Here is a 23,026-nt window from a genome sequence, read left to right as displayed (position 1 = left end):
GGGGCAGAACTACTTCGGCAGCTTGGGCGTGATCTGCCGGTCGATGATCGCCTGCACGTCGGCGGCGACCTTCGCCAGAACGGTCGCGGGATCGGCGTTCTGGAGGCCGATCTGTTCGTAGCCGGTGCCGATGATCTGATCGGCGCCGGGCACGAACACCCGCGCGTAGTCCTGCGACTTGGTCACCGCCAGCTGGTCGATGGCGACCTTCGAGTTCGGGTTCTTCGCCAGGAAGTCCACCTCGGACGGATCGTTGACCGCCGACTTGCGCACCGGCATGTACCCGGTGTTCTGCGAGAAGTACGCGGTGTTGGCCGCGTTGGTGACGAACTCGATGAACTTGAGCGCGTTGGCCTTGCGCTCATCCGAGATCCGCGACGGGATGGCAAGGCCAGCGCCGCCGGTGGTGACACCGGGGCCGTTCGGATGCGGCAGGAACGCGGTGCCCAGCTCGAACTTGCCGTCGGCGTTCTTCTTGATGCCCTTGAGGTCACCGGTGGAGGCGATGGTCGAGGCCGCGACGCCGGTGCCGAAGTCGACCGCGATCTGCGGGCGGATCGCCGCGTACTTCTTCACATTGATCGAGTCGCGCAGGTAGGTGGCCGCGGCGATCGAACCGGGATCGGTGAACTTCAGCTGCCACTTGTCGGAGTAGGCGCCACCGAAGGTCCAGTTCGGGCCCTGGAAGGTCCAGCCCAGGTAGTTCTTGGCATCGCCCCAGGCGTGCGCGAACTTGTCGGCGCCGACCACCGACTGCAGCTTCGGACCCCACTCGTCGAATTCCTGCCAGGAATTCGGACCACGGTCGGGCAGACCGGCTTTCGCCCACACGTCCTTGTTGTAGTAGAACAGCGGGGTCGAGCGGGCGTAGGGCAGGGCGTAGTGCTTGCCGTCGAAGAGGTAGTCGGCCGCGAGCGAGTCGACGTAGTCGTCGAGCTGCACGCCCGCCGCGCCGAAGAGCCCATCGAGCGGTTCGATCGCCTTGGTCAGCGCGTAGTTGAACCACCAGACGTCGGAGAGCACGACGACATCGGGCAGGTCGCCGCCGGTGAGCGCGGCGTTGAATTTCTGCGCCACCTCCTCGTAGTTCTTGCCGGCGTCGACCAGGTTGACCGTCAGGTCGGGGTACTTCGCGGTGAAGCGGTTGATCAGCTCCAGCTCGAGTTCCTTGGACGTGCCGGGGTGGTTCGACCAGAAGGTGATGGTCTTGGCGTCGCCGCCGGACCCGGACCCGCCGCCGGTGCCCGCGCAGGCGGTCAGTGCCAGACCCGCGGCGGCGGCGCCGGTGAGACCGAGGAAGCCGCGACGGCTCAGCGCCGGGAATCGTGTTGTGGACACGTGGATCTCCGTTCGAGAATCAACCCTTGACCGCACCGGAGGTGAGGCCTTTGATCATGTGACGTTGCAGGGCCAGGAACACGATGAGGATCGGCAGCATCGTGAGCACGGTGCCCGCCATCACCGGACCCCAGTTGGTGACCGAGGGGTTCTCGGTGTTCTGCAGCAGCGTGAGGCCCACCGGCAGGGTGGCGACCTCGGCCGAGTCGGCCATCAGGAACGGCCACAGGTATTCGTTCCACTCGTTGACGAGCGTGACGACCGCGAACGCGACCATCGTCGGTCCCGACATCGGCAGGACCACCCTGGTCAGCAGCCGCCACCAGTTCGCGCCGTCCATCCGCGCCGCCTCGATGACCTCAGCGGGCAGCGACAGGAAGTGGTTGCGCATCAGGAAGGTGCCGAAGGCGACCCCGCACAGCGGAATGATGATGCCCTGGAAGGTGTTGCGCCAGACCAGCTGCGCGATCAGCGCGTAGTTGGAGATGACGGTGATCTGGTTGGGCACCATCAGCGCCGCGATGATCACCAGGAACACGATGTTCTTGCCGGGAAATCGCAGGAACACCAGCCCGTACGCGCTGAACACGCCGAGCACGAACTTCACCGCCGACACGACGCCGGTGACGATCAGCGAATTGCGCAGGAAGGTCCAGAACGGCACCGTGGTGGTGGCCTCGCCGTAGTTCTCCGGATGCCAGGTGCGCGGCCAGTACACCGCGGGCTGGGTGTAGATGTCGGGCCGGTCCTTGACCGAGGTGATCAGGATCCAGAACAGCGGCACCCCGATCAGGATCAGCACGCACACCATCGCGGCGTAGCCGAGCGCGGTGATCGCGCGTTCCCGCCTGCGGTACGAGAGTGTCTGTGGGCCTATATGTTTCATCGCTCGTTCCGATCCATCACGCGCACCTGGATCAGCGTGACCACCAGCAGCACCAGGAACATGATGGTCGCGACGGTGGCGCCGTAGCCGGCCCGGAAATTGCGGAACGACTCCTCGTAGACCTGGAACACCATGGTGGTGGTGCCGTTGCCCAGCGGTCCGCCGCGGGTCATCACATTGATGATGTCGAAGACCTGCAGCGAATTCAGCAACACGGTGATCGACAGAAAGAAGGTAGTCGGACGTAATTGTGGGAGAAGCACTTTCGTGAAAGTCGTCCAGCGGCTCGCGCCGTCCATTTCGGCGGCCTCCATCAACTCCGCGCGCACACCCTGCAGCGCGGCCAGATAGATGACGAAGGTATAGCCGAGGTTCTTCCAGATGTAAGTGATCGTCACCATGAACAGGGCCCAGTGCGGGTCCTGGTAGAAGTCCGGCACCCGTTCCACGCCGAGCCGGTGCAGGACGTCCTGTACCAGTCCGAAACTCGGGTCGAAGATGAATTGAAAGGCCACGCCGATGGCCGCGCCGGAGATCACGAACGGCGCGAAAATGGCGGAGCGAACAACATTGCGCCCGAAGAGTTTTCGGTCGAGCAGCAGGGCCAGCGCGAGACCGAGCGCCATGCTCACCGCGACCGCTGCGACGGTGAAGATCACCGTGTTGGAGACGACCTTCCAGGAGTCGTCGCGCTGCCACCACTCGACGTAGTTGTCGAAACCCACTCCGGTGGCGACGGGATCGGCGATGTTCCAGTCGGTGAACGACAGCCGGATGTTGTCGGCCAGCGGCCGGTAAACGAACAGCGTCAGCAGCACCAGGTTCGGCACGACCAGGACCAGGAACAGCGCATAGTCCTGCCACGGGCGGCTTTTCAGCCCGCGGCCTCGTGGTGCGGGGAGTACCCGCTCTGGACTGCTTCGCACCGCGGCAGTTTTACGGCGCATGGCGAACCGTTGGTTAACCCTGCCCGCCGATCTTCTGAACATCGGGCGCACAGGACCGAGTACAGCAAAAAGCCGAACAACACGATCGCGATTGATCGTATTGTTCGGCTTTTGTTCAGCGGATCAGTTCCAGTCGCCCAGTCCGTCACCGGAACTCAGGGTAGGGCCCTGGGTGTTGGAGACGATCACCGCGTCGCCGCGCTTGGCGTTCTCGAGGAACCACTTGGCGTTCTCGGTGCTCACGTTCAGGCAGCCGTGGCTGGCGTTGGAGTAGCCCTGCTGGCCGACCGACCACGGCGCGGCGTGCACGAAGATGCCGCTGTTGGACAGGCGGGTGGCGTACTCGACCTCGAGCTTGTAGCCCTCGGGATCGGTGACCGGGACGCCGTAGGTGGAGGAGTCCATGGTCATCTTCTCGAGGCGCTCGCCCACGATGTAGGTGCCGTTGGGGGTCTCGTAGCCCGGCTTGCCGAGCGAGGTGGGCATCTCGCGCACCGTCTCGCCGTTGACCGTCACGGTGATGGTCTTGGTGTTGTCGTCCACGTAGGCGACGAACGCGTCACCGATGTGGAACGAGCTGGTGGTGCCGCCCGCCGCGACGGTGACGTCGGTGTTGGCGGGCCAGAACTCGTTCGGCTTCCAGCGCACCTGCTTCTCACCGGTCCAGTAGAAGTGGCCGGGCGCGGGGTTGGTGGAGGTGACCTTGATGGCCTTCTCCGCGGCCGCGCGGTCGGCGACCGGCTCCTTGAAGGTGATGATGATCGGCTGCGCGACGCCGACGGTCTCGCCGTCGGCGATGTTGATGTTCGGCGGCGCGAACGGCGCCTGGGTGGCGGGCGCGTCCACCGCGGGCTGGCTGGAACCGGAGCCCGGGAGGGTCGGCTCGGCCTGCGCGGGAATCACCAGCAGGGCGCCGGTCGTCGCGATGGCCGCCGACAGCAGCAGGCCCCGGCGAAGCCGACGCGATCGCTGCGTATGTGCCTCGTAGTGCATAGGTTTCTCGTCCATTCCATCTCCCGTGCCGCACGAGGCGCCACGAGATCTTCGTGATTGACGCGTTACTACTCCCCGACCCTGACCGTCCATTCCTACCTGGCCGGGGTGACAACGTGCCAGCGGCGTTGCGTGGCGATAACGGCTTCGCAACTCTGTGCCCTGGATCACATAACGCGCTGTGATCCACGGGCTTTCGTCAAACGCCACGCTCACGGCGGCGAGTCGACGGGAGTGATCTCGGGGCCGGTGGAAGCACATCCGTGTGAGCTTCAAACGTCAAGTGATCGAAATCACTCGGTCTTTGTGAAGTGGCTCGCTACGGACGTGACGCCGTCGCGGCGCGGGCGAACGCGATCTGGTCGGCGACGACGCGCTCGCGCAGCGACGGGTCGGTGTAGAAGCTGAAGTGCGTGCCCGGGTAGACCCGCAACTCGCCGTCGGGCGCGCGCTCGGCCAGTGCACGGCTGGTCTCCGGCGGCGTCTCGCGGTCGTCGGCGGCGGCGCAGACCAGGAGCGGGCAGCGCACGCGGGCCGCGGACTCGGCCGGGCGGTAGCGGGTCATCATCGTGAGCAGCGCGCGCGGGGCGACGGTGTTGCGCCAGCTGGTCTGCCCGTCGCCGGTCAGGGTGCTGATGTGTTTTTCGGCCTCGTCGGTGGTGGTGACGGCCGTGGTGCCGGGTGCGCCGACCATCGGGATGTAGCGCGGCCGCAGCCCGAGCGCGCCGCGCGCGGCATCGTCCACGATCGCCGCCAGCAGTCGCAGGGTGTCGGCGGTGGAGCGGCCGGCCACCTTCTTCGGGAAACCGTTGAACGGGATCTGCGCCACCACGGCCGCGATCCGCGGATCATCGGCGGCGACCGTCACCACGTGCGCGCCGCCGAGCGAATTGCCCCACAGCACAACGCGTTCCGCGTCTACGCGGGCGTGTGCGCGGGCGAACGCGACGGCGGCGCGCAGGTCGTCGAGCTGGCCACCGATCGTGGGAACCTGTCGTGGCTCGCCGGCACTCGCGCCGAAACCGCGGTAGTCGAAGGCGAGTGCCGCGAACCCCGCCGCCGCGAAGCGCTCGGCGTAGTCGAACAGCCGGTCCATGGTTCCGCTGAACCCGTGGCAGAACATCACGCACGGCACCGCATCAGCGCCGGCGGGCAACCAGAGGCGACCGGCGCACCGGGTGCCCGCGACATCGAACTCGACCGTGCTTCCCATGGCGACCATCTCCGAGGCAATAGACTGACCCTTGGTCGGCAGACTACCCCATCGACTGACCCGAGGTAAGTACATTGTGACGACATCGGAGCGGATCCTGTCCGCCGCAGGCGCGCTCTTCTCGGCGCGCGGCTATCGCGCCACGGCCATGCAGGCCATCGCCGACGAGGTCGGCATCACGAAGGCGGCGCTCTACTACCACTTCGAGTCGAAGGAGGCGATCCTCCAGCGGCTCACGGTGCCGCTGCTCGACGAGCTGGAGGCGGTACTCGCCGCGGCCGAGACGGGCGGCGATCCCGAGGGGGTGCGGTGGCGGGCCATCGAGGGGTACGTCGATGTGCACCTGCGCCACCGGCACACCCTCACCATGCTGGTGAAAGACATGACGCTGCTGGTCCAGGCGCCGATCGCGGACCGGTTCCGCGCCGCGATCGCGCTCGCCAACGAGCTGGTCGCAGGCCCGGGGGCGGGCCTCGAGGCGCGGGTCAGGGCGTCTCAGGTGGTGGCGGGACTGGCGGATCCGGTGGTCCTGTTCCGCGACGTGCCCGCCGCGACACTGCGCGAGCTGATCCTCGACGGGGCCAGGGTGCTGCTCGGCGCGCCGGTCGTCGCGGCGGCACCGGGCCGGGCGCGCGGACGAGCGGGCGGGCGGCCCACGAAACTCGGCGCCGACCGCGTCGACGAAGTGAGGGCGCTCCACGCCGATGGCGTCGACGCCGCGGAGATCGCCGCGAGGTTCGGGGTGTCCCGCGCGACGGTCTATCGCTGTCTCAAAACCTGAATTGATGAGAATTTGATTATGAGACGCTAGGCGGTCCGGACGAAGCGGATGGGGCGACCGGGTGCCGTCGCGAGATTGCGGGGTACGGCTCGCGGTCGTCTGCCGAGCGCGAGTGCGGGGTCGAGCCTGAGCCGGGTCGTGGTCAGCAGGGTGGCCAGGACGATGCGGAGCTCGTGCTCGGCGAGGGTGGCGCCGACGCAGCGACGGTGGCCGCCGCCGAACGGCGCGTAGTCGGACGGTGTGGTCTTGCGATCGAGGAACCGGTCGGGATGGAACAGGCGCGGCGCGGGCCACGTCGACGGCTGACTGTGCAGGACGCCGACCGCGAGCCCGATGGTCTGCCCGGCGGCGAGGTCGACCCCGCGCCAGCGCCACGGTTCGGTGAGGGTGCGCAGCACCATGGGCACCGGTGGGTGCAGGCGCAGGGTCTCCTGGCAGAGGGCGGCGAGCAGGGGCGAGGCGGCCTGTTCCGCGGGATCGTCGGGGGCGTCCGCGAGTTCGGCGGTGAGCCTGTCGAGCAGCCCAGGCTCGCGGTGGAGGTGGTAGAGCGCCCAGGTCAGGGTCGTTGCCGTGGTCTCGTGGCCTGCGACGAGCAGGGTGCGCAGCTGTTCGCGCAGCTCGGTGTCGGTGAGGGTGCCGCCGTCGTCGTAGCGGGTGGTCAGGAGCAGGTCGAGCAGGCCGCCGTCGCCGGGGCCGTCGCCGCGCCGTCGATCGATGTCGCGCTGGATCAACCGATCGAGCCGGGCGCGGGCGGCGACGAATCTGCCCCACGGCCCGAATCCCGCTGGGCCGCGGCGCAATACCGGCGCCGCGAGCAGCGGCGTGGTGAACGAGGTGAGGAAATCGCCGATGGCCGCGGCGTATTCGGCCGCGCGCTCGCTCCGTACGCGGGTCGCGTCCGGTGTGTCACGCGCGGTAGGGCCGAAGGCGGTGGCCAGGATGACGCGCTGGGTGATCGACCGCGCCGCGGTCAAGGCGTCGATCGTGGCACCGACCCGCCACGGACCCGTTGCGCCGGAACCGCTTTCGATCTCGGCCAGGGTCGCCTCGCGGATCACCCCCGCCAGCTCCTTCGTGCGCGCTCCGTGCAGCGCGGGCGCCAGCAAGGTGCGGTCGGTCCGGTGCCGTGCCCCCGTGCTGAGGATCAGCGACGCCGCGCCCACCATCGGCTCGATCGGATTCGGGTCCGGTGGCCGCACCAGCGACACAGGAATACGGAACAGTTCGCGCGCGCCCTCGGCCGTACCGGTGAACAGCACCGGGGGAAATCCGGGGAAGCCCACCGCGAACGGATCGCCGTGGCGGGCACGCCGCCGCAGGTAGCCGTCCAGATCCCAGGCCGCGGCCAGGCCGTGCGGCAGCGACCAGCGCGGTGGACGCGTGGTGCCCGTCCGCTGCGTGGTCACCCTCCGCCTCCTCCGTCCGCTCATGCCAAGCACTACGGTCCGCCGGGCCCACCGGTTCGATGTGGGCTACCGCTCGTTCGCGCGCAGCCTGCGGACGGTGCCCTGCGCGATCGCCGACAGTTTCGCCAGCCGCGCGTCGCCCAGCGCGGTGACCGCGTTGCCGAGCCGATTGGTGACGAACGCGATCGACATCCGCAGATCCGGATCGGCGTAGGCGCCCGAGCCACCGATCCCGTAGTGCCCGAACGCGTGTCGTGGCTGCTGCTTGGTCATCAGGACGGGGCGGTGATAGCCGAGGGTGAAGCGCAGCGGCAGGCCGAGGACGTAGTCGCGGCTGTCGGTCTGCTGGGTCCGGTTGACGGTCGCGATCGTCTCCGGGCGCAGGAACCGCACCGGCTCGTCGTCGCCGGTGTACACCACGCCGTCGTTGGCGAGAGCGCCGTACATCCGCGCCAGCGCCCGCGCCGAGAACACCCCGTTCCAGCCGGGCATCACCGCGTCGTGCACCCGCGGGTCTCGCACCAGTTCGTCGAAACTCTCCGGCATCCCGGCCTCGGCCAGCCCGCGCACCGGCCGCACCCAGGACAGCACCGAGGACGCGGTGTTCCAGCGGATCCCCGGCGGCGCGAGATGCGGGAAGATCTTGGCGATCCGGTACCGCTGCGCCGACGGGACCTGGAACCAGAATTCCTCGGTTCCCAAGGGCTCGGCCACTTCTCGGCGCAGGACCTCGGTGAACGGCTCGCCCGTGACGCGCTGCACGATCTCGGCGACCAGCCAGCCGAAGGTGATCGCGTGATAGCCGGAGGACCTGATCCGGCGTGGATCGGCCGGGCTCTCGGCCAGCGCGGTGATCACCGCGTCGTAGTCGAGGATGCCCTCGCGGCCGGGTACCAGCCCGCGCACCCGGTGCAACCCGGCCCGGTGCGAGAGCACATCGCGCACGGTGATGTCGTGCTTGCCGTGCGCGGCGAACTCGGGCCAGTACCGCGCGACCGGCGCCTCGTAGTCGATGAGCCCACGCTCGGCCAGCCGGTGCACGACCGTGGCCGCGACGCCTTTGCCGGTGGAGAAGGTGAGCGCGACGTGCTCGCCGTTCCAGCGCTGATCCTTGGCCGCCCAGCCTGCCCAGACGTCGACCACCGGCTTGCCGTCCAGGTAGATCGCCAGCGCGCCGCCACCGCGGTGTGGTTGCGGGAAGAGGCCGAAGAAATGGTCGGCCAGCCGGATGAACCGCGGATCGACGAGCATCTGCCGCGGGGCCGCGAGCGGCTCGTCACCGCGCCGGGTCCGGGGCCCGAAATCTCCCGCCGTTGCTGCCACCATCGGGTTCACCTCCTGATGCAGGTTCGGCCGGGAGGCCGAAGACCAAGGGTATCCGGCGCCCGCCCGGCGGGATCGAGTCGACGCGGGTGGCTCCGGTGGTGTATTCACAGTAGGTGTTTGCAGACCTGCCCATCGGCCGGATCGTCGGCGCTGTCGCCATCACGGTGACCGCGTTCGTCGCGACCGGGTGCGGTGGCACCATCGACGGCCACGCACAACCCGCGATCGACGTGGTCCCCGCGACCAGCACCGGCAGCCCGACCACGAAACCGGGCAAGCCGACGACGAGCAAACCCGCGCCGACCTCGAGCAAGGGTGGCGACACCGACTTCCAGGCCAACATCGGCGATTGCGTCTCGCTCGGCGGCACCGTCACCGACGCGACGATCGAGAAGGCGTCCTGCGGCAGCCGCTCGTCGAACTACAAGGTCATCGGCAAGGCCAAGACCAGCACCGGCTGCGTGAGCGATCGCGACAACTACTACGCCGAGACCCTCAACGGCATCGAGACCGGCGCCCTGTGCCTGGACATCGACTGGGTGGTTGGCGGCTGCATGGACGTCGGCGGCGACGAGCCCAAGCGCATCGAGTGCAGTGAGCCGGGCTCGGAGCCGGTCAAGGTCATCACCATCAAGACCGACACCGACAGTGTCGACTCCTGCCCCGACGCCGCGGATTCGGGCTTCAAGTACGAAGAGCGCCGCGTCGTGGTCTGCGTGGAGAGTCTGTGACAGCCCTGCCGAAGGGCTAGTTTGGACGGGTGCCCCCGAACAGGACGGTCCGGCTGAAGTCAGCCACCGGGCGGTGGATTCTGCTCGCAACCATCCTCGGCTCGTCGATGGCGTCGCTGGACGCCACCGTCGTCTCGGTCGCGCTGCCGCGCATCGGCGAATCGCTGCACACCGATGTCGCCGGCCTGCAGTGGACCGTCAACGGCTACACCCTCACCCTCGCCTCGTTCATCCTGCTCGGCGGCTCGCTCGGCGACCGGCTCGGGCGGCGGCGCGTGTTCGTCTGGGGGATCGTGGGATTCGCGCTCACCTCGTTGCTGTGCGCGGTGTCGGTGAACATCGAGATGCTGGTGGTCGCGCGATTGCTGCAGGGCGTCGCAGGCGCACTGCTCACCCCCGGCAGTCTGGCGCTGATCTCGGCCTCGCTCGACGAGCGCGATCAGGGCAGTGCGATCGGGCTGTGGTCGGGGCTCGGCGGGGTGGCAGGCGCACTGGGTCCGCTGCTCGGCGGCGGGCTGATCGACCTGGTCGGCTGGCGCGCGATCTTCCTGCTGAACGTGCCGTTGGCGCTGGTCGTCGCGGTGATCGCGGTGCGGTGGGTGCCGGAGAGCCGTGATCCGGCGGCGCCGGCGCGGATCGACGTGCCGGGCGCGGTGATCGTCGCCTGCGCGCTCGGCGCGCTCACCCTCGGCCTCATCGACGGTTATCCGGTGCTGATCGGCGTCGGTGTCCTCGGCCTGGCCGGGTTCGTGCTCGTCGAACTGCGCAGCCCGAATCCGCTGGTGCCGCCGTCGCTGTTCGGCTCGCGGGTGTTCAGCGCCGCGAACCTGGTGACCCTGTTCGTCTACGCCGCGCTCGGCGGCGTCTTCTTCCTGCTGGTGCTGCAGTTGCAGCTGGTCGCGGGGTATTCACCGATGGCGTCGGGCGCGGCCAGCCTGCCGGTGACGCTGCTGATGCTGGTGCTCTCGGCGCCCGCCGGACGCTGGGCGCAGCGGCACGGCCCGCGCCTGCCGATGACCGCGGGCCCGCTGCTGGCCGCGGTCGGTGTGTTCGCGTTGCAGCTGGTCGGCGCCGAGGCGAACTACCTCACCGATGTGCTGCCCGGCGTGCTGATCTTCGGCCTCGGCTTGGCGGTCATGGTCGCCCCGCTGACCGGCGCGGTGCTGGCGGCGGTGCCCGTCGCCGACGCGGGGATCGCGTCGGGGGTGAACAACGCGGTGGCCAGGACGGCCCAATTGCTCGCTGTCGCGGCGCTTCCCGGCCTGGCGGGGTTGTCCGGCGATTTCGGCGACCCGGTGGAATTCGCCGCCGGCTTCGATACCGCGATGCGCTGGTGTGCGGTGCTGCTGCTCGTCGGCGCCGTCATCGCCGGTGTGCTGCTTCGGGTCCCGCGTCAGACGCCCGCGCCGGAGCGGGTCGACTGTGTCCCGCACTGCGCGGGTTCGGATGGCCCCGCGCTGGCGCCGACCACCTCCGGCCGACACTACGTTCGCGGCCCGTCTCGCGTCCGAGGGGCGATACGTAACGGCGAAGCCGCAGTATCGCCCCTCGGACGCGAGACATTCGGGGGCCGGAACCCACGGCGCCAGCCGCCATCTACACAGGCCGGTAGCCGGCTCCCACGCCGCCGCGGGCGTTGATGTCGTCCATGATCGAGTTCATGTTGGTGCCGACCTCGGGTCCGAAACAGGCCACGGCCAGGTAGGCGTTCACCATGCCGACCAGGGTCGAGCCGACGACGACCGGTGCGCCGGAATCACCTTCGACCACGCACATCTGCGACCAGGTCTCGGTGTTGGTCTGGAACACATCGCCCCAGGTGATGCCGCAGGTGTTGCCGGTGGTGCGGCCCTCCTTGCAGACGATCGTCGGGAACTGGGCGGGCCCGCCGACGCCGGTGATGCTGACATTGCCGATCCGGTTGACCGGGATGATCCGCCCCGGCGTGAACTCGATGACCGCGTAGTCGAGTTCGTGGTTGCTGTAGACGAACCGGCCGATCTCGCCGAAACCACGGTCGACCTCGGCGGAGACGGACGCGCCCGCGTCGCCGCAGTGGCCGGCGGTCAGGCCGACGAGGCGTCCGGCACCGTCGTGGCCGACGGTGGTGACGGTGCATTCGAAGGTGTTGTCGATGACGATCCCGGAGCCGCCGCCGATCACCGGCGGGCCGGGCTGTGCCTGCGAAGTGCCCGCGCCGGTGCCGAGGAGCGCGGCACCGAGGGCGACGGCGAAGGCAGCGTTGGCCACCTTGGCGAGTGTGGTGAACATGTCCCTCCAGACGTCGGAAGTCCGCACGATATCAATTCGGTCTGCCTATCGTGCCTGTATTCCGTCCCGGGCGCGCCCCGCCACCAGGGGCGTTCGGCGATAGCGGTCTTCTATGAATTCAAGTGATCAATTGTCCAGTTTTATGCGAACCTGTGACATGTCGGGGTATTCACCCGGGGGTCTCGTTATGAATGACAGTTTTCCGCAATATTTATTCGGCGCCGCCGCCAATGCTGCAAAGGCCCCGGAAAACGACATCTGACGTAACTGCCGTACCACCACAATTGTGGGCTGTATGGTCCGACGTGGCAGGACGCATTGCTGTTTCCGGACAGTGACCTCTCTCTATGACAGCGCTCACATGTCGGTGGTGTGTTCTGCGCTACTCCGTAGTAAGGTGCGTCAAGCAAACAAGTCGTCGGGGTGTTGATGACCTGGCGTCGAGAGGGGTAAAAGCAGTGCAGTCGACCAAGAGTCCGCCCGCCCGTTCACGCGTCAGCGAAGCTGTCGACTGGACCAAGGGCCTTTGGGACGACCATCCGAAGAAGTCACTCGAGACCTTCGGTCGACAGATCACGATGGGTATCGAAGCGGTCACGGAGTTGATCGTCGCGATCTTCCGCAGGCGCTTTCCCTTCGACGAGTTCGTCCGCCAGTGCGCGTTCATGGCCAGCGTGGCCGCGGCCCCGACCCTCCTCGTCGCCATTCCGATCGCCGTCATCGTCTCGATTCAGGTCGGCGCGGTGGCAGGCCAGGTCGGCGCGACCTCGTTCATCGGCGCGGCCAACGGCCTCGGCATCATCCAGCAGGGCGCGCCGCTGGTCACCTCGATCATGATCGCGGGCGCGGTCGGCTCGGCCGTCTGCGCCGACCTCGGCTCCCGCACCATCCGCGAAGAGATCGACGCGATGAAGGTGATGGGCGTCGACCCGTTGCGCAGGCTGGTTGCCCCCCGGCTCGGCGCGGCGATGCTCGTCAGCTTCCTGCTGTGCGGCTTCGTGGTCTTCGTCGGCTTCATCACCGGCTACATGTTCAACATCTTCGCCCAGGCGGGCACGCCCGGCTCCTACATGAGCACCTTCGCCTCGTTCGCGGTCACCCGCGATCTCGCGGTGGCGCTGCTCAAGTCGGTGATCTTCGGTCTCATCGCCTCGATCATCGCGTGCGACTCCGGCCTGAACGCGCGCGGCGGCCCCGGTGGTGTCGCCAACGCGGTGAACTCGGCGGTCGTCAGCTCGATGGTCATGCTGCTCGGTGTCAACGTGGCGATCACGCAGATCTACGCCGCCGTCTTCCCCCCACAGGTGGTCTGAGCCATGTCATCAACATATGTACCTCCCCTGCTGCGCCCGCTACGGCAACTCCAGGCCGCCAGCAAGGCGCCCATCGACATGCTGGCCCGCCTCGGCCACCAGGTCTTCTTCTTCCTGCGGTCCGTCGGCTCGATTCCGTTGGCGTTCAAGCAGTATCCGAAGGAGATCTGGCGTCTGCTCTCCGACGTCACCTGGGGCAACGGCAACATCGTCGTCGGTGGCGGCACCATCGGCGTCATCCTGATCATCAGCGCCTTCGGCGGCATGACGGTGGCCATCCAGGGCCACACCTCGCTGAACCTGCTCGGCCTGAGCCCGATCACCGGCGCCATCTCGGCCTTCGCCACCACCCGCGAACTCGGCCCGCTGCTCGCGGCACTGGCGTTCGCGGCACAGGCGGGCTGTCGATTCACCGCACAGCTGGGCGCCATGCGCATCTCCGAGGAGATCGACGCGCTCGACTCCATCGCCATCCGCCCGCTGCCCTACCTGGTCAGCACCCGGATGATGGCCGCGGTCATGGCCATCGTGCCGCTGTACTGCATCGGCCTGGTGATGGCGTACGTGTCCTGTTCGATCACCGTCCAGTTGATCGGCGGCACGGCGGCGGGTACCTATTCGCACTACTTCTACCAATTCCTGGTACCGACCGACGTGCTGTACTCGCTGCTCAAGGCGGTCGTGTTCGTCATGATCACGACGTTCATCCAGTGCTACTACGGCTTCTTCGCCTCGGGTGGTCCCGAGGGCGTCGGCGTCGCGGCGGGCCGCGCGATCAAGATGTGCATCATCCTGGTCGTGTTCGCCGACCTGTTCATGACATTGGCGATCTGGGGCGTCAACCCCGGAATCAGGATCTCGGGGTAGGCGCGCGATGATCATCGATCCCAGTGGGCGCGGACCCACGATGAAACAGCTGTACGTGGCCGGAGTCTGCGGTCTCATCGTCTTCGCGGTGATCCTCGGCTTCCTGATGGCCAGGTACCAGGGCTATTTCGTGCCCAAGGTGAACGTGGCCGCCAACCTCTCGACCACCGGTGACGGCCTCCCGTCCGACGCCGACGTGAAGTTCCGCGGTGTGCTCGTCGGCGCGGTCAAGGACGTCGAGATCGTCGACAAGGGCGCCACCCAGAAGGTGAACATCGAGCTCAAGCCCGAGTTCGCCGGCGACATCCCGAGCAACGTCACCGCCCGCGTGGTGCCGAGCAACCTGTTCGCCGTCACCTCGGTCGAACTGGTCTTCAACGGTGCCTCCGACCAGTACCTGCACGAGGGTTCGCAGATTCCCGAGGACCGCAGCCAGGGCACGATCGCGCTGCAGGACACGCTCACCACGGTGCGCGACATCCTCAACGAGGTCGACCCGGTGCAGCTGGGCCGGGTTCTCGGCACCCTCACCCAGGCGCTCGACGGCAGCGGCCGCGTCCCCGGCTCGACCATCCAGCGCCTGGACCACTGGCTGACCACGGTCGCCGATGCCGGCCCGAACCTGGGCGGCATGCTCGACAACTTCTCGGCCTCGGCGCACGCGCTCAACCAGTCGGCGCCGGAACTGCTCAACGTGCTCGGCAGCTCGGTGCAGACCGCGAACACCATCGCGACCAAGCGTGATCAGCTGATCGCGCTGCTCGCCGGTGCCAGCGCCACCACCGACCGGGTCAACGACCTGTTCGCGTCGAACCCGGATGTCGGCAAGGAAGTCACCACCGGCATGAACGCCACCCTCGGCGCCGTCGCCGACGATCCGGCCTCGATCACGAAGACCTTCGACGTGTTCGGTCCCTCGCTGGCCCAGCTGAACACGACCTTCCACGGCGGCCCGAGCGGCAAGCAGATGGTGTGGAACGCGGGTCTGACGTTCACGCCGTACAAGCCGAACACCGTCGCCGAATGCCCGCGCTACGGTGACCTGCTCGGCCCGAGCTGCTTCACCGCGCCCGCCGAGGTGAGCATCCCGCCGATGCCGGAGAGCGTGCGTCCGCGCGCGCTGGACTCGGCCGCCGGACTGCCGCCGCTGGTGGCGATCCCGGGCATGCCCGCGATCCCCGGCCTCACCACGCCGGGCATCGCGCCGATGCAGACGGCCAACGGCACCGAGGTCAAGCCGTTCGCCGGTACCCCGCTCGAGGGTCTCGTTCCGCCCATCCAGATCCCGGGCCTGCCCGGCATTCTCGGCGGAGCGCCGGCCCCCGCGGCGGCCCCGGCTCCGGCGCCCGCACCGGTGGAGCCCGCCTCGGCCCCGTCCGGCAAGCCGATCTCCTACCAGGGCGAAGCGGCCATGACGCAACTGCTGGGGCGTAAGCCGACGGCATCCGAATTCCTGCTGCTCGGTCCGATTTTGAAGGGCGGAACCCTGCAAGTGTCCGAAAACGGGGGTGGCGCATGAGCATCCGTAAGCCACTGATCGGGTTCAGTATCTTCGCGCTCGTCTCGATGCTGGTCATCGTGGTCGTGTGGAACACGCTCGCCCGCACGGTCGACGGAGACACCCGCAAGTACACCGCGATCTTCACCGACGTCCTCGGCCTGCGGCCCGGCGACGATGTCCGCATGGCGGGCGTTCGTGTCGGCAAGGTCGAGAAGATCGAGCTCGACGGCAAGAACGACGCCAAGGTCTCGTTCATCGTGCAGAGCGACCAGACGGTCTTCGACGACACCAAGGCGCTGGTCCGCTACCAGAACCTGATCGGCCAGCGCTACGTCGCGCTGACCCCGGGTGAGGCGGCCAGCCCGCAGGCACTCGAGAGCGGATCGACGATCCCGCTCGAGCGCACCGAACCGTCGTTCGACATCTCGGCGCTGCTCAACGGATTCCAGCCGCTGTTCCAGGCGCTGGAGCCCGCACAGGTCAACGCGATGTCGGAGACGCTGATCCAGGCGCTGCAGGGTGACGGCGTCTCGCTGTCGTCCTTCATCGTGCAGGCGGCCCAGCTCGCCACCGATTTCCAGCGTCGGGACGCGATTCTGTCCGACGTGATCACCAACCTGTCCGGCGTGATGGCCGGGTTGGCCAAGCGAGGGGATGAATTGGAGACCCTGGTTACCCAGACCCGGGCGCTGATCGGCGGGCTCTACGAACAGGGACAGTCGCTGCAGAACTCGACGGTCATCCTGGCCGACGCCACCACCTCGCTGGTCGGCATGGTCGGCAAGATCCAGCCCCAGCTGGCCGCCGCGCAGAACTCGTCCACCGCGGCGCTGAACCTGCTGCTGGCCAACGGCGCCAAGCTCGACCAGGCCGCGATCGACATGCCATCGATGCTCGCCGACCTCGGCCGGATGACCTCCGAGGGCACGCACGCCAACGCCTACCTGTGCGGCCTCGACGTCTCACTCTACGGCGTGCTGTTCCCGCGCGGCCTGTTCAGCCAGATCGGTGGCAACTCGCACTCGGCGGTGTGCCGATGAGCAAGCTGAAGAGGAGCTTCCTCGGCAACCGGAACTTCTGGCTCGGTGTCATCGGCTCGCTGGTGATCATCGTGCTGCTGGTCGGCTCGACGATCTACCAGTTCATCGGGATCGGCAGGCAGTCCATCGAGGCCGAGTTCGTGCAGGCCGCAGGCATCAAGACCGGCGACAAGGTCGCGGTCTCGGGCGTGCAGGTCGGCACCGTCACCGGCGCGAAGATCGAGGGCGATCACGTGGTGGTCACCCTCGATGTCGACAACTCGCTGAAGTTCGGGCCCGACGCGCACGCCTCGATCAAGATGGCCACCCTGCTCGGCGCTCGGTACGTCGACCTGAAGCCGGGCGACGGCTCGGGCCTGAAGGACGACACGATCCCGCGCACGAACACCGACGTGCCCTACGACATCGCCGATGTCGTGCAGGTCGGTACGCCGAAGTTCGAGGAACTCGACACCAAGAAGCTGGCCGCCTCGCTCAACACCATCAACGGTGAGCTCGGCGATTCCCCGCAGCTGGTCGCCCAGGCGCTCGACAGCGTCGGCGCGCTGGCCAAGGTCGTCGACCGGCGCAAGGGCGAGGTCGACAGCCTGCTCAAGGACCTGAACCGGGTCACCCAGCTGCTGGCCGACAACCGCAACTCGATCCTGCTGGTGATCACCCAGGGCGAGGCCATCGCCAACCGGGTGATGGAGCGGCAGAACCTGCTGCGGCAGCTGCTCGACAACATCGCCACGCTGACCCGTCAGCTGGAGGAGATCGGCGCCGAGAACGGCGGCCAGTTCGGCGGCACCATCGGCCAGCTCAACACGATGGCCGAGGGTCTGCAGAAGAACAAGGAGAACCTCGACCGGCTGCTGCAGATCGGTCAGCCCACCGCGCGCTACTTCAACAACGCGCTCGGCAACGGCAATTACGGTGACGTCTCACTGCCATGGATCTTCCCCGACAACTGGCTGTGCTTCGTTCAGGTGATTCAGGGGTGCGCAGGATGAAACTGACTTCGACATTCCGCAGTGGCAAGGCGCTGGGCCGGTACCTGATGATCGGCGCCACGGCGCTGGCGCTGGGCAGCTGCTCGCTGATGCCCGGCTCGGTGAACGACGCGCTCGGCCGCACGACCAAGATCACCGCGGACTTCGAGAACATCGCGGGCATGTACGAGGGCAACGAGGTCATGGTCCTCGGCCTGGCGGTGGGCAAGGTCGACAAGATCGTCCCCAAGGGCACCTTCGTCGAGGTCCACATGACCATCGACGCGGGCGTGAAGATCCCCAAGGAGGCGATCGCCGCGATCGTCTCGCCCTCGATCGTCACCGACCGGCACATCGAGATCACCCCGCCCTACACCGGCGGCGAGGAGATGGAGTCGGGCCAGCACCTGACCAAGGCCAGCACCAGGACCCCGGTCGAGCTGGACACGATGATCAAGACCATCGACCAGTTCTCCGCCTCGCTCAAGCCCGAAGAGGGTCAGGAGGGCCTCGGCCCGCTCTCGGGCCGGGTGCTGTACCCGGTGCTCAACGGCAACGGCCAGAAGATCCGCGAGACCCTCGACGCGCTGTCGGCGGCACTCAAGGTCGGCGTCGACAACAAGGACGCGATCTCCAACATCATCATCAAGCTCAACGAGCTGACGACGATGCTGGCAGACAACGACCAGTCGGTGCGCGACTTCAGCAACCGGGTGACCGCCATGTCGGGACTGCTCGCCGAGCAGGCGCCCGGCCTGCAGGCCACGCTGGACCAGCTCAACCAGTTCCTGGCCAACACCTCGACCACCTTCGGTGAGCACGCCGACGAGCTGTCCGCCTCGCTCACGGGGCTGACCAACGTCAGCAACCAGCTGCGGGCCAACTCCGGCGCGATGGTCGAGATCGTCGACATCGTGCCGCTGCTGATGCAGAACATCGACGGCGCGATCGACAAGGAGGGCAGGTTCGTCCGGCTGCACGGCCTCATCGGCACCGCGCTCTCCGGCGAGATCGTGAGCGTGTTCTGTGAACGCGTGCAGATGAAGTCCGATGGCTGCCGCTCCGGGAACATGCAGGACTTCGGCCCCGATTACGGTCTGACCGCCGCACTCCTTGGACTGACGAAATGACGCGACGAATGACGATGAAAGCCCGCCGCGCGGTCGTTGCCGCGGCCGCGGTGGCCACGGTGGCGATCACCTCCGGCTGTGGATTCACCGTGGAGGACCTGCCGCTGCCCAAGCCGGGCGCCGAGGGCGACACCTACACGCTCAACGCGGAGTTCGACAACGCGCTGAACCTGCCCGATCAGGCGAAGGTGAAGATCGGTGGTTCCGATGTCGGGGTGGTCTCCGGCATCTCGACCAAGAACTTCCAGGCCAATATCGTCATGCAGATCAGCAAGGACATCGTGCTGCCCAAGGGCAGCACGGCCGAGCTGCGGCAGGCGACGCCGCTCGGTGACGTGTTCATCGCGCTGTCGAAGCCGAAGAACGATACGAGCGGCGGCGCCTCGCTGCAGGACGGCGACACCCTCACCCGTGAGTTCACCTCCGCCGGCGCGACGGTGGAAGAGCTGCTGATCTCGGTCTCGATGCTGTTCAACGGTGGCGGCGTGGCGAGTCTGAGCCGCCTCGGCACCGAGCTCGGCTCGATCCTCAACGGCCAGGGCGGCAACCTGTCGCACCTGATCATGGAAATGACCGGCGTCATCGGGGAGCTGAACAACAACAGCGATCGCATCGACACGGTGCTCAGCGAGTTCAACACCCTGGCCAACACGGTCGAGAACAACAAGACCCAGCTCGGCCAGGTCGCCGACACCCTGCCGCAGGCCATCGGCGCGATCGCCGAGAACAACAGGGCCATCGGCGATCTGCTCACCAAGGTGTCCACCGCCAGTGCCGCGCTCGGCGACTACTCCAACACCACCGGCGATCAGCTCTCCGAGCTGCTCACCAATCTCGACAACCTGATGAACGCGCTCGCCGCGACCGGCGACGACTTCGGTTACGTCATGGATCAGCTGCACGCGATCCGCCCCGGCGCCAACCAGACCTTCAAGGGCAAGTCGCTCGCGCCGTACGCGACGCTGACCAACCTCGACATCGGGCTGCTGACATCCCCGGAGAACAGCAAGTTCCCGGACCTCAAGGATGTGAACGATTTCGTCGGCACCTTCATCCAGGTGCTGCAGATCGTTCAGGGCCGGGTGGGAGGCCACCGATGAGCAAGGCGAAGAAGTTCTTCAGCAGTAAGATCGTGCTGGCGAACACCGCGCTGGTGCTGGTGCTGATCGTCGGCGCCACCTACCTGCTGGTGAACGTGATGCGGGTGAACCCGTTGCGCTCCGAGTACGCCGTGACGGTGAACCTGGACCGCTCCGGCGGACTGCAGCCGGGCAACGACGTGACCCTGCGCGGACACCGGATCGGCAAGGTCACCTCGGTCGAGCTGATCAACCAGGGTCAGGCGATCGCGGCCAAGGCCCAGATCGACAAGAGCTACAAGATCCCGGTCGACACCATGATCCAGGTGGCGGCGCTCTCGGCCGCGGGCGAGCAGTACATCGACTTCCGCCCGAAGTCCGATGTCGGCCCGTTCCTCGGTGACGGCGCGGTGATCGAGTACAACCCGGACCAGATCAAGACGCCGGTCCCGGTGTGGGCGGTGCTCGACGACACGAGCGCGCTGATCTCGCAGGTGAATCCGCAGCAGTTCAAGACCATCCTGACCGAGCTCGACACCGCGCTCGGTAGCGGTCCCGATCAGCTGCGCGGTCTCATAAACGGCGTCAGCCTGGTCGTGGCCGGACTGGACAACCTGCTCCCGCAGACGGTGAACCTCATCGCGAACCTGCGGGTGATCGCCGAGACCACCTCGCACGCGCAGCCGGATCTGCAGACCCTGACCAGCAATTCGGGCACGCTGTTCACCCAGTTCAACAACGCCAACGCCGAGTTGCAGGGCGTCCTGGACAACGCGCCGGCGCAGTTCGAGGCGCTGGGGGCGGTCCTGGACAAGACGGCCGATCCGATCAGCAGCCTGGCGGCGAACTTCGTCGCCATCACCAAGGCGGCGCAGCTGCGCACGCCCGCGCTGCGGCTGCTGTTCCCGTCGCTGGCGCTGGGCCTCGGGTCGATCAGCGCCCCGGCCCACGACGGCGAGTTCCACACCATCATCGATATCTGGCCCCGCCCGACCTGCTACTACGCGACGGAGTACCGCCGCAACGAAGAGGTCCAGGACGGCACCATTCCGAAGTGGAACTACTGCGTGAACCCGCCAGCCGACCAGCAGATCCGTGGTTCGGCGAACGCGCCGCGGCCGAATGTGCCGAACAACGGCGCGCAGATGCCGCCGGGTGTCGATCCGAACGAGCGGACGCCGCTGCCGGTGAAGTGAGTTGTTGCCCCGGTCCGGTCGCTCGCGCACCGGACCGGGCATACTCGCACGAGAAGAGCGTGTGGCCCGGCTCACGGGCCCACGAAGGAAATCGGTGCGATACGTGTGCCGGGAAAGAGCAGGATTGATTCGATGACCAGCGACGACGCCGAGAGCAAGAAGGACGATGCCACGGCGGACAAGCCCGACCTTGCCAAGTCCGCCCCGACCGTCAAGGGCGCGGCGGCGACTCCGGAGGACGACGCGGCGACCGTGAAGGCGGCCACCGTGTCCGAGGCGGCGGCTCCTGCGGCCGAGCCGACCGGAAAATCGAGCTCGACGGGCTGGATCGCCGCTGGTGTCGCCGGTGTGGTCGCGCTCGGCGCGGCCACCGCGGCCGTGGTGTTCTTCCTGCAGAGCAACGACAAGGCCGACAAGCTCGACGCCATCGCGGAGTCGACCAAGGCGGCCTGCGACTACGGCAACATCCTCGCCAACTACGACTACTCGCAGAACCTCGACGGCTACATCGAGCAGATGAAGGCGGGCGCAACCGGCGACTACCTCAAGGAGTTCAGCGACGCCAGCGACGCGCTCAAGGGCGCGATGGTGCAGGCGCAGGTGAAGTCCCGTGGTGAGGACGTGCAGTGCGCCTACGTCTCGGGCAGCACCGAGGACGTGAAGTCGATGGTCACCATGACCCAGTACCGGACCAACTTCACCCAGACCGAGCCCGACCGGATGATGTTCGCGATCGAGATGACTCTCGAGAAGTCCGGCGACAAGTGGCTGGTCAGCAAGCTGGATTCGCCGCTGCTCAAGAACGGCAGCCAGGGCCAGGCGGGCGGCGGCGCCCCGGTGCCCGGCCAGCAGGCCCCGACGCAGGAGGCTCCGGCCCCCGCTCCGGCGCCCGGTAACTGATCGATCCGAAACGCCTCCGGCGGTAGCTGCGCGCTGCCCGCCGGAGGCGTTTTTCGTGCGGACCGTCCCGGTCGTGCCTGCCCGTCAGAACAGGGTGAGTGTTGCCGACGGTGCGGCCGGTTCGACCGGCTTCCCTGAGGTCCGCGGTCTGGGGGGTTCCGGCGCCGTGGGCGGGCGGGCGGCGGCTTCGCGCGCGGCCGCGCCGGCCAGGGTGTCGGCCTGTTCGTTGAAGTAGTTGCCCACGTGCCCGCGCACCCAGCGGAAGCGCACCGGGCCCTCGCGGGTGGTGATGGCGCGGTCGATCTGCTTGATGATCTCCACGTTCTTCACGGCGCCGCCGGTGGAGGTGCGCCAGCCGTTGCGCCGCCAGCTGGTGATCCACTCGGACGCGCACTTGATGGCGTAGAGGGAGTCGCTCTCGATGAGCATCGGCTCGGCGCCGGGATGGGCGAGGATGGCTTCCAGTACCGCGCGTAGCTCGGCGATCTGGTTGGTTCCGGTGACCGCTCCCCCGCTGGCGGCCGGTCCCTGGTGGTTCACCCAGGCCCAGCCGATGGCACCACCGGGATTACGCAGGCAGGACCCGTCGGTGCTCACGATGATCATGACCGCCACCCTAGGCGATGCGGCCGACAAGATCGGTACCGTGGAATGCCTCTATCTCCCTTCGCAACCGCGACTCCGTCCGGCGCAGTGCCGATCTCGCGACCGCGTCGACGAGGCCGTGGCACAGGCGGCCGAACACACCGCGTGGTGGTGGATAGTCGGCTTCGGAGGTCAGCACCGACCGTTCGTAGCCGAGCGGGTCGAACCGCAGGGTCACGGTTCCGTATACCCGCCCACGCAGGGTATACCCGATCACCGCGTTACGCCGGTATTCGGTGATCTCACAGGTGGATCGGACCGGAATCGCCCCGAGGAGGCGGACTTTCATCGCGAACGCGGCGCCGAGGCCGCGATCGGGATCACCGACGGGTTCGATGGCGCTGACCCCGGACATCCAGTGCGGAACGAACCGGAAGTTCTCGGCGTAGGCGAAGGCGACGTCGACGGGTGCGCCGACGTCGCACGCATACCTGATGTGGACCATCGGCCCTCCCTGATCACGGATGGGCACAAAAGTACTACAACTATCCT

The 23,026-nt window shown here is 67.5% G+C and carries 22 protein-coding genes; 12 read left to right on the top strand and 10 right to left on the bottom strand.

Features of this window, described 5'->3' with window-relative positions:
• Positions 1-9 precede the first annotated feature (9 nt).
• The 5 genes from AB0H56_RS15680 to AB0H56_RS15660 form a co-directional block, all read right to left on the bottom strand.
• Positions 10-1,338, bottom strand: coding sequence for an ABC transporter substrate-binding protein (locus AB0H56_RS15680; protein ID WP_110037914.1), 1,329 nt, complete (start codon positions 1,336-1,338; stop codon positions 10-12).
• A 19-nt stretch (positions 1,339-1,357) separates the two neighbouring features.
• Entirely contained in the window at positions 1,358-2,224 is an 867-nt protein-coding gene (locus tag AB0H56_RS15675) for a carbohydrate ABC transporter permease (RefSeq protein WP_357162835.1), read from the bottom strand.
• Positions 2,221-3,150 carry a sugar ABC transporter permease gene (locus AB0H56_RS15670; protein ID WP_357162930.1) on the bottom strand — a complete coding sequence of 310 codons (930 nt, stop codon included), beginning with the start codon at positions 3,148-3,150 and terminating at the stop codon, positions 2,221-2,223. Before AB0H56_RS15670 ends, AB0H56_RS15675 begins: the two co-directional genes overlap by 4 nt.
• Positions 3,151-3,294: 144 nt before the next feature.
• Positions 3,295-4,179 carry a L,D-transpeptidase gene (locus tag AB0H56_RS15665; protein ID WP_357162832.1) on the bottom strand — a complete coding sequence of 295 codons (885 nt, stop codon included), beginning with the start codon at positions 4,177-4,179 and terminating at the stop codon, positions 3,295-3,297.
• A 304-nt stretch (positions 4,180-4,483) separates the two neighbouring features.
• Positions 4,484-5,377, bottom strand: coding sequence for an alpha/beta hydrolase (locus AB0H56_RS15660; protein WP_357162829.1), 894 nt, complete (start codon positions 5,375-5,377; stop codon positions 4,484-4,486).
• A 76-nt stretch (positions 5,378-5,453) separates the two neighbouring features.
• Between AB0H56_RS15660 and AB0H56_RS15655 the strand changes: the two genes are divergently transcribed.
• A complete protein-coding gene (locus AB0H56_RS15655; RefSeq protein ID WP_357162826.1) occupies positions 5,454-6,158 on the top strand; it encodes a TetR family transcriptional regulator in 705 nt (234 codons plus the stop codon).
• 26 nt (positions 6,159-6,184) lie between these two features.
• On the opposite strand, the gene AB0H56_RS15650 is transcribed toward AB0H56_RS15655, so the two are convergent.
• Together AB0H56_RS15650 and AB0H56_RS15645 are read right to left on the bottom strand one after the other, a co-directional pair.
• Positions 6,185-7,564, bottom strand: a complete 1,380-nt coding sequence (locus AB0H56_RS15650) for a cytochrome P450 (RefSeq protein ID WP_357162823.1) — start codon at positions 7,562-7,564, stop codon at positions 6,185-6,187.
• A gap of 66 nt (positions 7,565-7,630) precedes the next feature.
• Positions 7,631-8,815 carry a serine hydrolase domain-containing protein gene (locus AB0H56_RS15645; RefSeq protein ID WP_357162927.1) on the bottom strand — a complete coding sequence of 395 codons (1,185 nt, stop codon included), beginning with the start codon at positions 8,813-8,815 and terminating at the stop codon, positions 7,631-7,633.
• Between the two features lie 188 nt (positions 8,816-9,003).
• Between AB0H56_RS15645 and AB0H56_RS15640 the strand changes: the two genes are divergently transcribed.
• Together AB0H56_RS15640 and AB0H56_RS15635 are read left to right on the top strand one after the other, a co-directional pair.
• Complete coding sequence (locus AB0H56_RS15640) at positions 9,004-9,621, top strand: hypothetical protein (RefSeq protein ID WP_357162820.1); 618 nt, start codon at positions 9,004-9,006, stop codon at positions 9,619-9,621.
• A 29-nt stretch (positions 9,622-9,650) separates the two neighbouring features.
• Entirely contained in the window at positions 9,651-11,261 is a 1,611-nt protein-coding gene (locus AB0H56_RS15635) for an MFS transporter (RefSeq protein ID WP_357162816.1), read from the top strand.
• On the opposite strand, the gene AB0H56_RS15630 is transcribed toward AB0H56_RS15635, so the two are convergent.
• Positions 11,218-11,892, bottom strand: a complete 675-nt coding sequence (locus AB0H56_RS15630) for a serine protease (RefSeq protein WP_357162813.1) — start codon at positions 11,890-11,892, stop codon at positions 11,218-11,220. The genes AB0H56_RS15635 and AB0H56_RS15630 overlap by 44 nt on opposite strands.
• Positions 11,893-12,350: 458 nt before the next feature.
• Between AB0H56_RS15630 and AB0H56_RS15625 the strand changes: the two genes are divergently transcribed.
• From AB0H56_RS15625 to AB0H56_RS15585, 9 genes are all read left to right on the top strand, one after another.
• Positions 12,351-13,205: an ABC transporter permease gene (locus AB0H56_RS15625; RefSeq protein WP_110037904.1), complete on the top strand. Its 855-nt coding sequence runs from the start codon at positions 12,351-12,353 to the stop codon at positions 13,203-13,205.
• Between the two features lie 3 nt (positions 13,206-13,208).
• Positions 13,209-14,072 (top strand): ABC transporter permease, encoded by an 864-nt coding sequence (locus tag AB0H56_RS15620; RefSeq protein WP_280217244.1) that lies wholly within the window; start codon positions 13,209-13,211, stop codon positions 14,070-14,072.
• Between the two features lie 40 nt (positions 14,073-14,112).
• Positions 14,113-15,591, top strand: a complete 1,479-nt coding sequence (locus tag AB0H56_RS15615) for an MCE family protein (protein WP_357162809.1) — start codon at positions 14,113-14,115, stop codon at positions 15,589-15,591.
• Complete coding sequence (locus AB0H56_RS15610; RefSeq protein WP_357162806.1) at positions 15,588-16,613, top strand: MCE family protein; 1,026 nt, start codon at positions 15,588-15,590, stop codon at positions 16,611-16,613. The genes AB0H56_RS15615 and AB0H56_RS15610 overlap by 4 nt, the downstream gene beginning before the upstream one ends.
• Positions 16,610-17,605 (top strand): MCE family protein, encoded by a 996-nt coding sequence (locus AB0H56_RS15605; protein ID WP_357162804.1) that lies wholly within the window; start codon positions 16,610-16,612, stop codon positions 17,603-17,605. Before AB0H56_RS15610 ends, AB0H56_RS15605 begins: the two co-directional genes overlap by 4 nt.
• On the top strand, positions 17,602-18,714 hold the full coding sequence (locus tag AB0H56_RS15600; RefSeq protein ID WP_232995892.1) for an MlaD family protein: 1,113 nt from the start codon (positions 17,602-17,604) through the stop codon (positions 18,712-18,714). The genes AB0H56_RS15605 and AB0H56_RS15600 overlap by 4 nt, the downstream gene beginning before the upstream one ends.
• An 8-nt stretch (positions 18,715-18,722) precedes the next feature.
• Positions 18,723-19,814, top strand: a complete 1,092-nt coding sequence (locus tag AB0H56_RS15595) for an MCE family protein (protein WP_357162801.1) — start codon at positions 18,723-18,725, stop codon at positions 19,812-19,814.
• On the top strand, positions 19,811-20,989 hold the full coding sequence (locus AB0H56_RS15590; protein ID WP_357162798.1) for an MlaD family protein: 1,179 nt from the start codon (positions 19,811-19,813) through the stop codon (positions 20,987-20,989). The genes AB0H56_RS15595 and AB0H56_RS15590 overlap by 4 nt, the downstream gene beginning before the upstream one ends.
• 132 nt (positions 20,990-21,121) lie before the next feature.
• On the top strand, positions 21,122-21,889 hold the full coding sequence (locus tag AB0H56_RS15585) for a hypothetical protein (RefSeq protein ID WP_357162796.1): 768 nt from the start codon (positions 21,122-21,124) through the stop codon (positions 21,887-21,889).
• 84 nt (positions 21,890-21,973) lie between these two features.
• Here AB0H56_RS15585 and AB0H56_RS15580 read toward each other — a convergent pair whose 3' ends face one another.
• Positions 21,974-22,495: a ribonuclease H gene (locus AB0H56_RS15580; protein WP_357162794.1), complete on the bottom strand. Its 522-nt coding sequence runs from the start codon at positions 22,493-22,495 to the stop codon at positions 21,974-21,976.
• A 10-nt stretch (positions 22,496-22,505) separates the two neighbouring features.
• Positions 22,506-22,979 carry an SRPBCC family protein gene (locus AB0H56_RS15575; RefSeq protein ID WP_357162791.1) on the bottom strand — a complete coding sequence of 158 codons (474 nt, stop codon included), beginning with the start codon at positions 22,977-22,979 and terminating at the stop codon, positions 22,506-22,508.
• Positions 22,980-23,026: the final 47 nt, after the last annotated feature.

It is taken from the genome of Nocardia sp. NPDC050717, from assembly GCF_040654275.1.
In the GTDB taxonomy this organism is placed as follows: domain Bacteria; phylum Actinomycetota; class Actinomycetes; order Mycobacteriales; family Mycobacteriaceae; genus Nocardia.
This window is presented reverse-complemented; position numbering and strand designations above follow the sequence as displayed.

Coding starts and splice junctions, on each gene's coding strand:
- AB0H56_RS15595 (WP_357162801.1), top strand. CDS start 18,723: ATGACGATGAAAGCCCGCCGCGCGGTCGTTGCCGCGGCCGCGGTGGCC.
- AB0H56_RS15575 (WP_357162791.1), bottom strand. CDS start 22,979: ATGGTCCACATCAGGTATGCGTGCGACGTCGGCGCACCCGTCGACGTC.
- AB0H56_RS15660 (WP_357162829.1), bottom strand. CDS start 5,377: ATGGGAAGCACGGTCGAGTTCGATGTCGCGGGCACCCGGTGCGCCGGT.
- AB0H56_RS15630 (WP_357162813.1), bottom strand. CDS start 11,892: ATGTTCACCACACTCGCCAAGGTGGCCAACGCTGCCTTCGCCGTCGCC.
- AB0H56_RS15585 (WP_357162796.1), top strand. CDS start 21,122: ATGACCAGCGACGACGCCGAGAGCAAGAAGGACGATGCCACGGCGGAC.
- AB0H56_RS15605 (WP_357162804.1), top strand. CDS start 16,610: ATGAGCAAGCTGAAGAGGAGCTTCCTCGGCAACCGGAACTTCTGGCTC.
- AB0H56_RS15645 (WP_357162927.1), bottom strand. CDS start 8,815: ATGCTCGTCGATCCGCGGTTCATCCGGCTGGCCGACCATTTCTTCGGC.
- AB0H56_RS15675 (WP_357162835.1), bottom strand. CDS start 2,224: ATGAAACATATAGGCCCACAGACACTCTCGTACCGCAGGCGGGAACGC.
- AB0H56_RS15590 (WP_357162798.1), top strand. CDS start 19,811: ATGAGCAAGGCGAAGAAGTTCTTCAGCAGTAAGATCGTGCTGGCGAAC.
- AB0H56_RS15610 (WP_357162806.1), top strand. CDS start 15,588: ATGAGCATCCGTAAGCCACTGATCGGGTTCAGTATCTTCGCGCTCGTC.
- AB0H56_RS15620 (WP_280217244.1), top strand. CDS start 13,209: ATGTCATCAACATATGTACCTCCCCTGCTGCGCCCGCTACGGCAACTC.
- AB0H56_RS15600 (WP_232995892.1), top strand. CDS start 17,602: ATGAAACTGACTTCGACATTCCGCAGTGGCAAGGCGCTGGGCCGGTAC.
- AB0H56_RS15665 (WP_357162832.1), bottom strand. CDS start 4,179: ATGGACGAGAAACCTATGCACTACGAGGCACATACGCAGCGATCGCGT.
- AB0H56_RS15615 (WP_357162809.1), top strand. CDS start 14,113: ATGAAACAGCTGTACGTGGCCGGAGTCTGCGGTCTCATCGTCTTCGCG.
- AB0H56_RS15580 (WP_357162794.1), bottom strand. CDS start 22,495: ATGATCATCGTGAGCACCGACGGGTCCTGCCTGCGTAATCCCGGTGGT.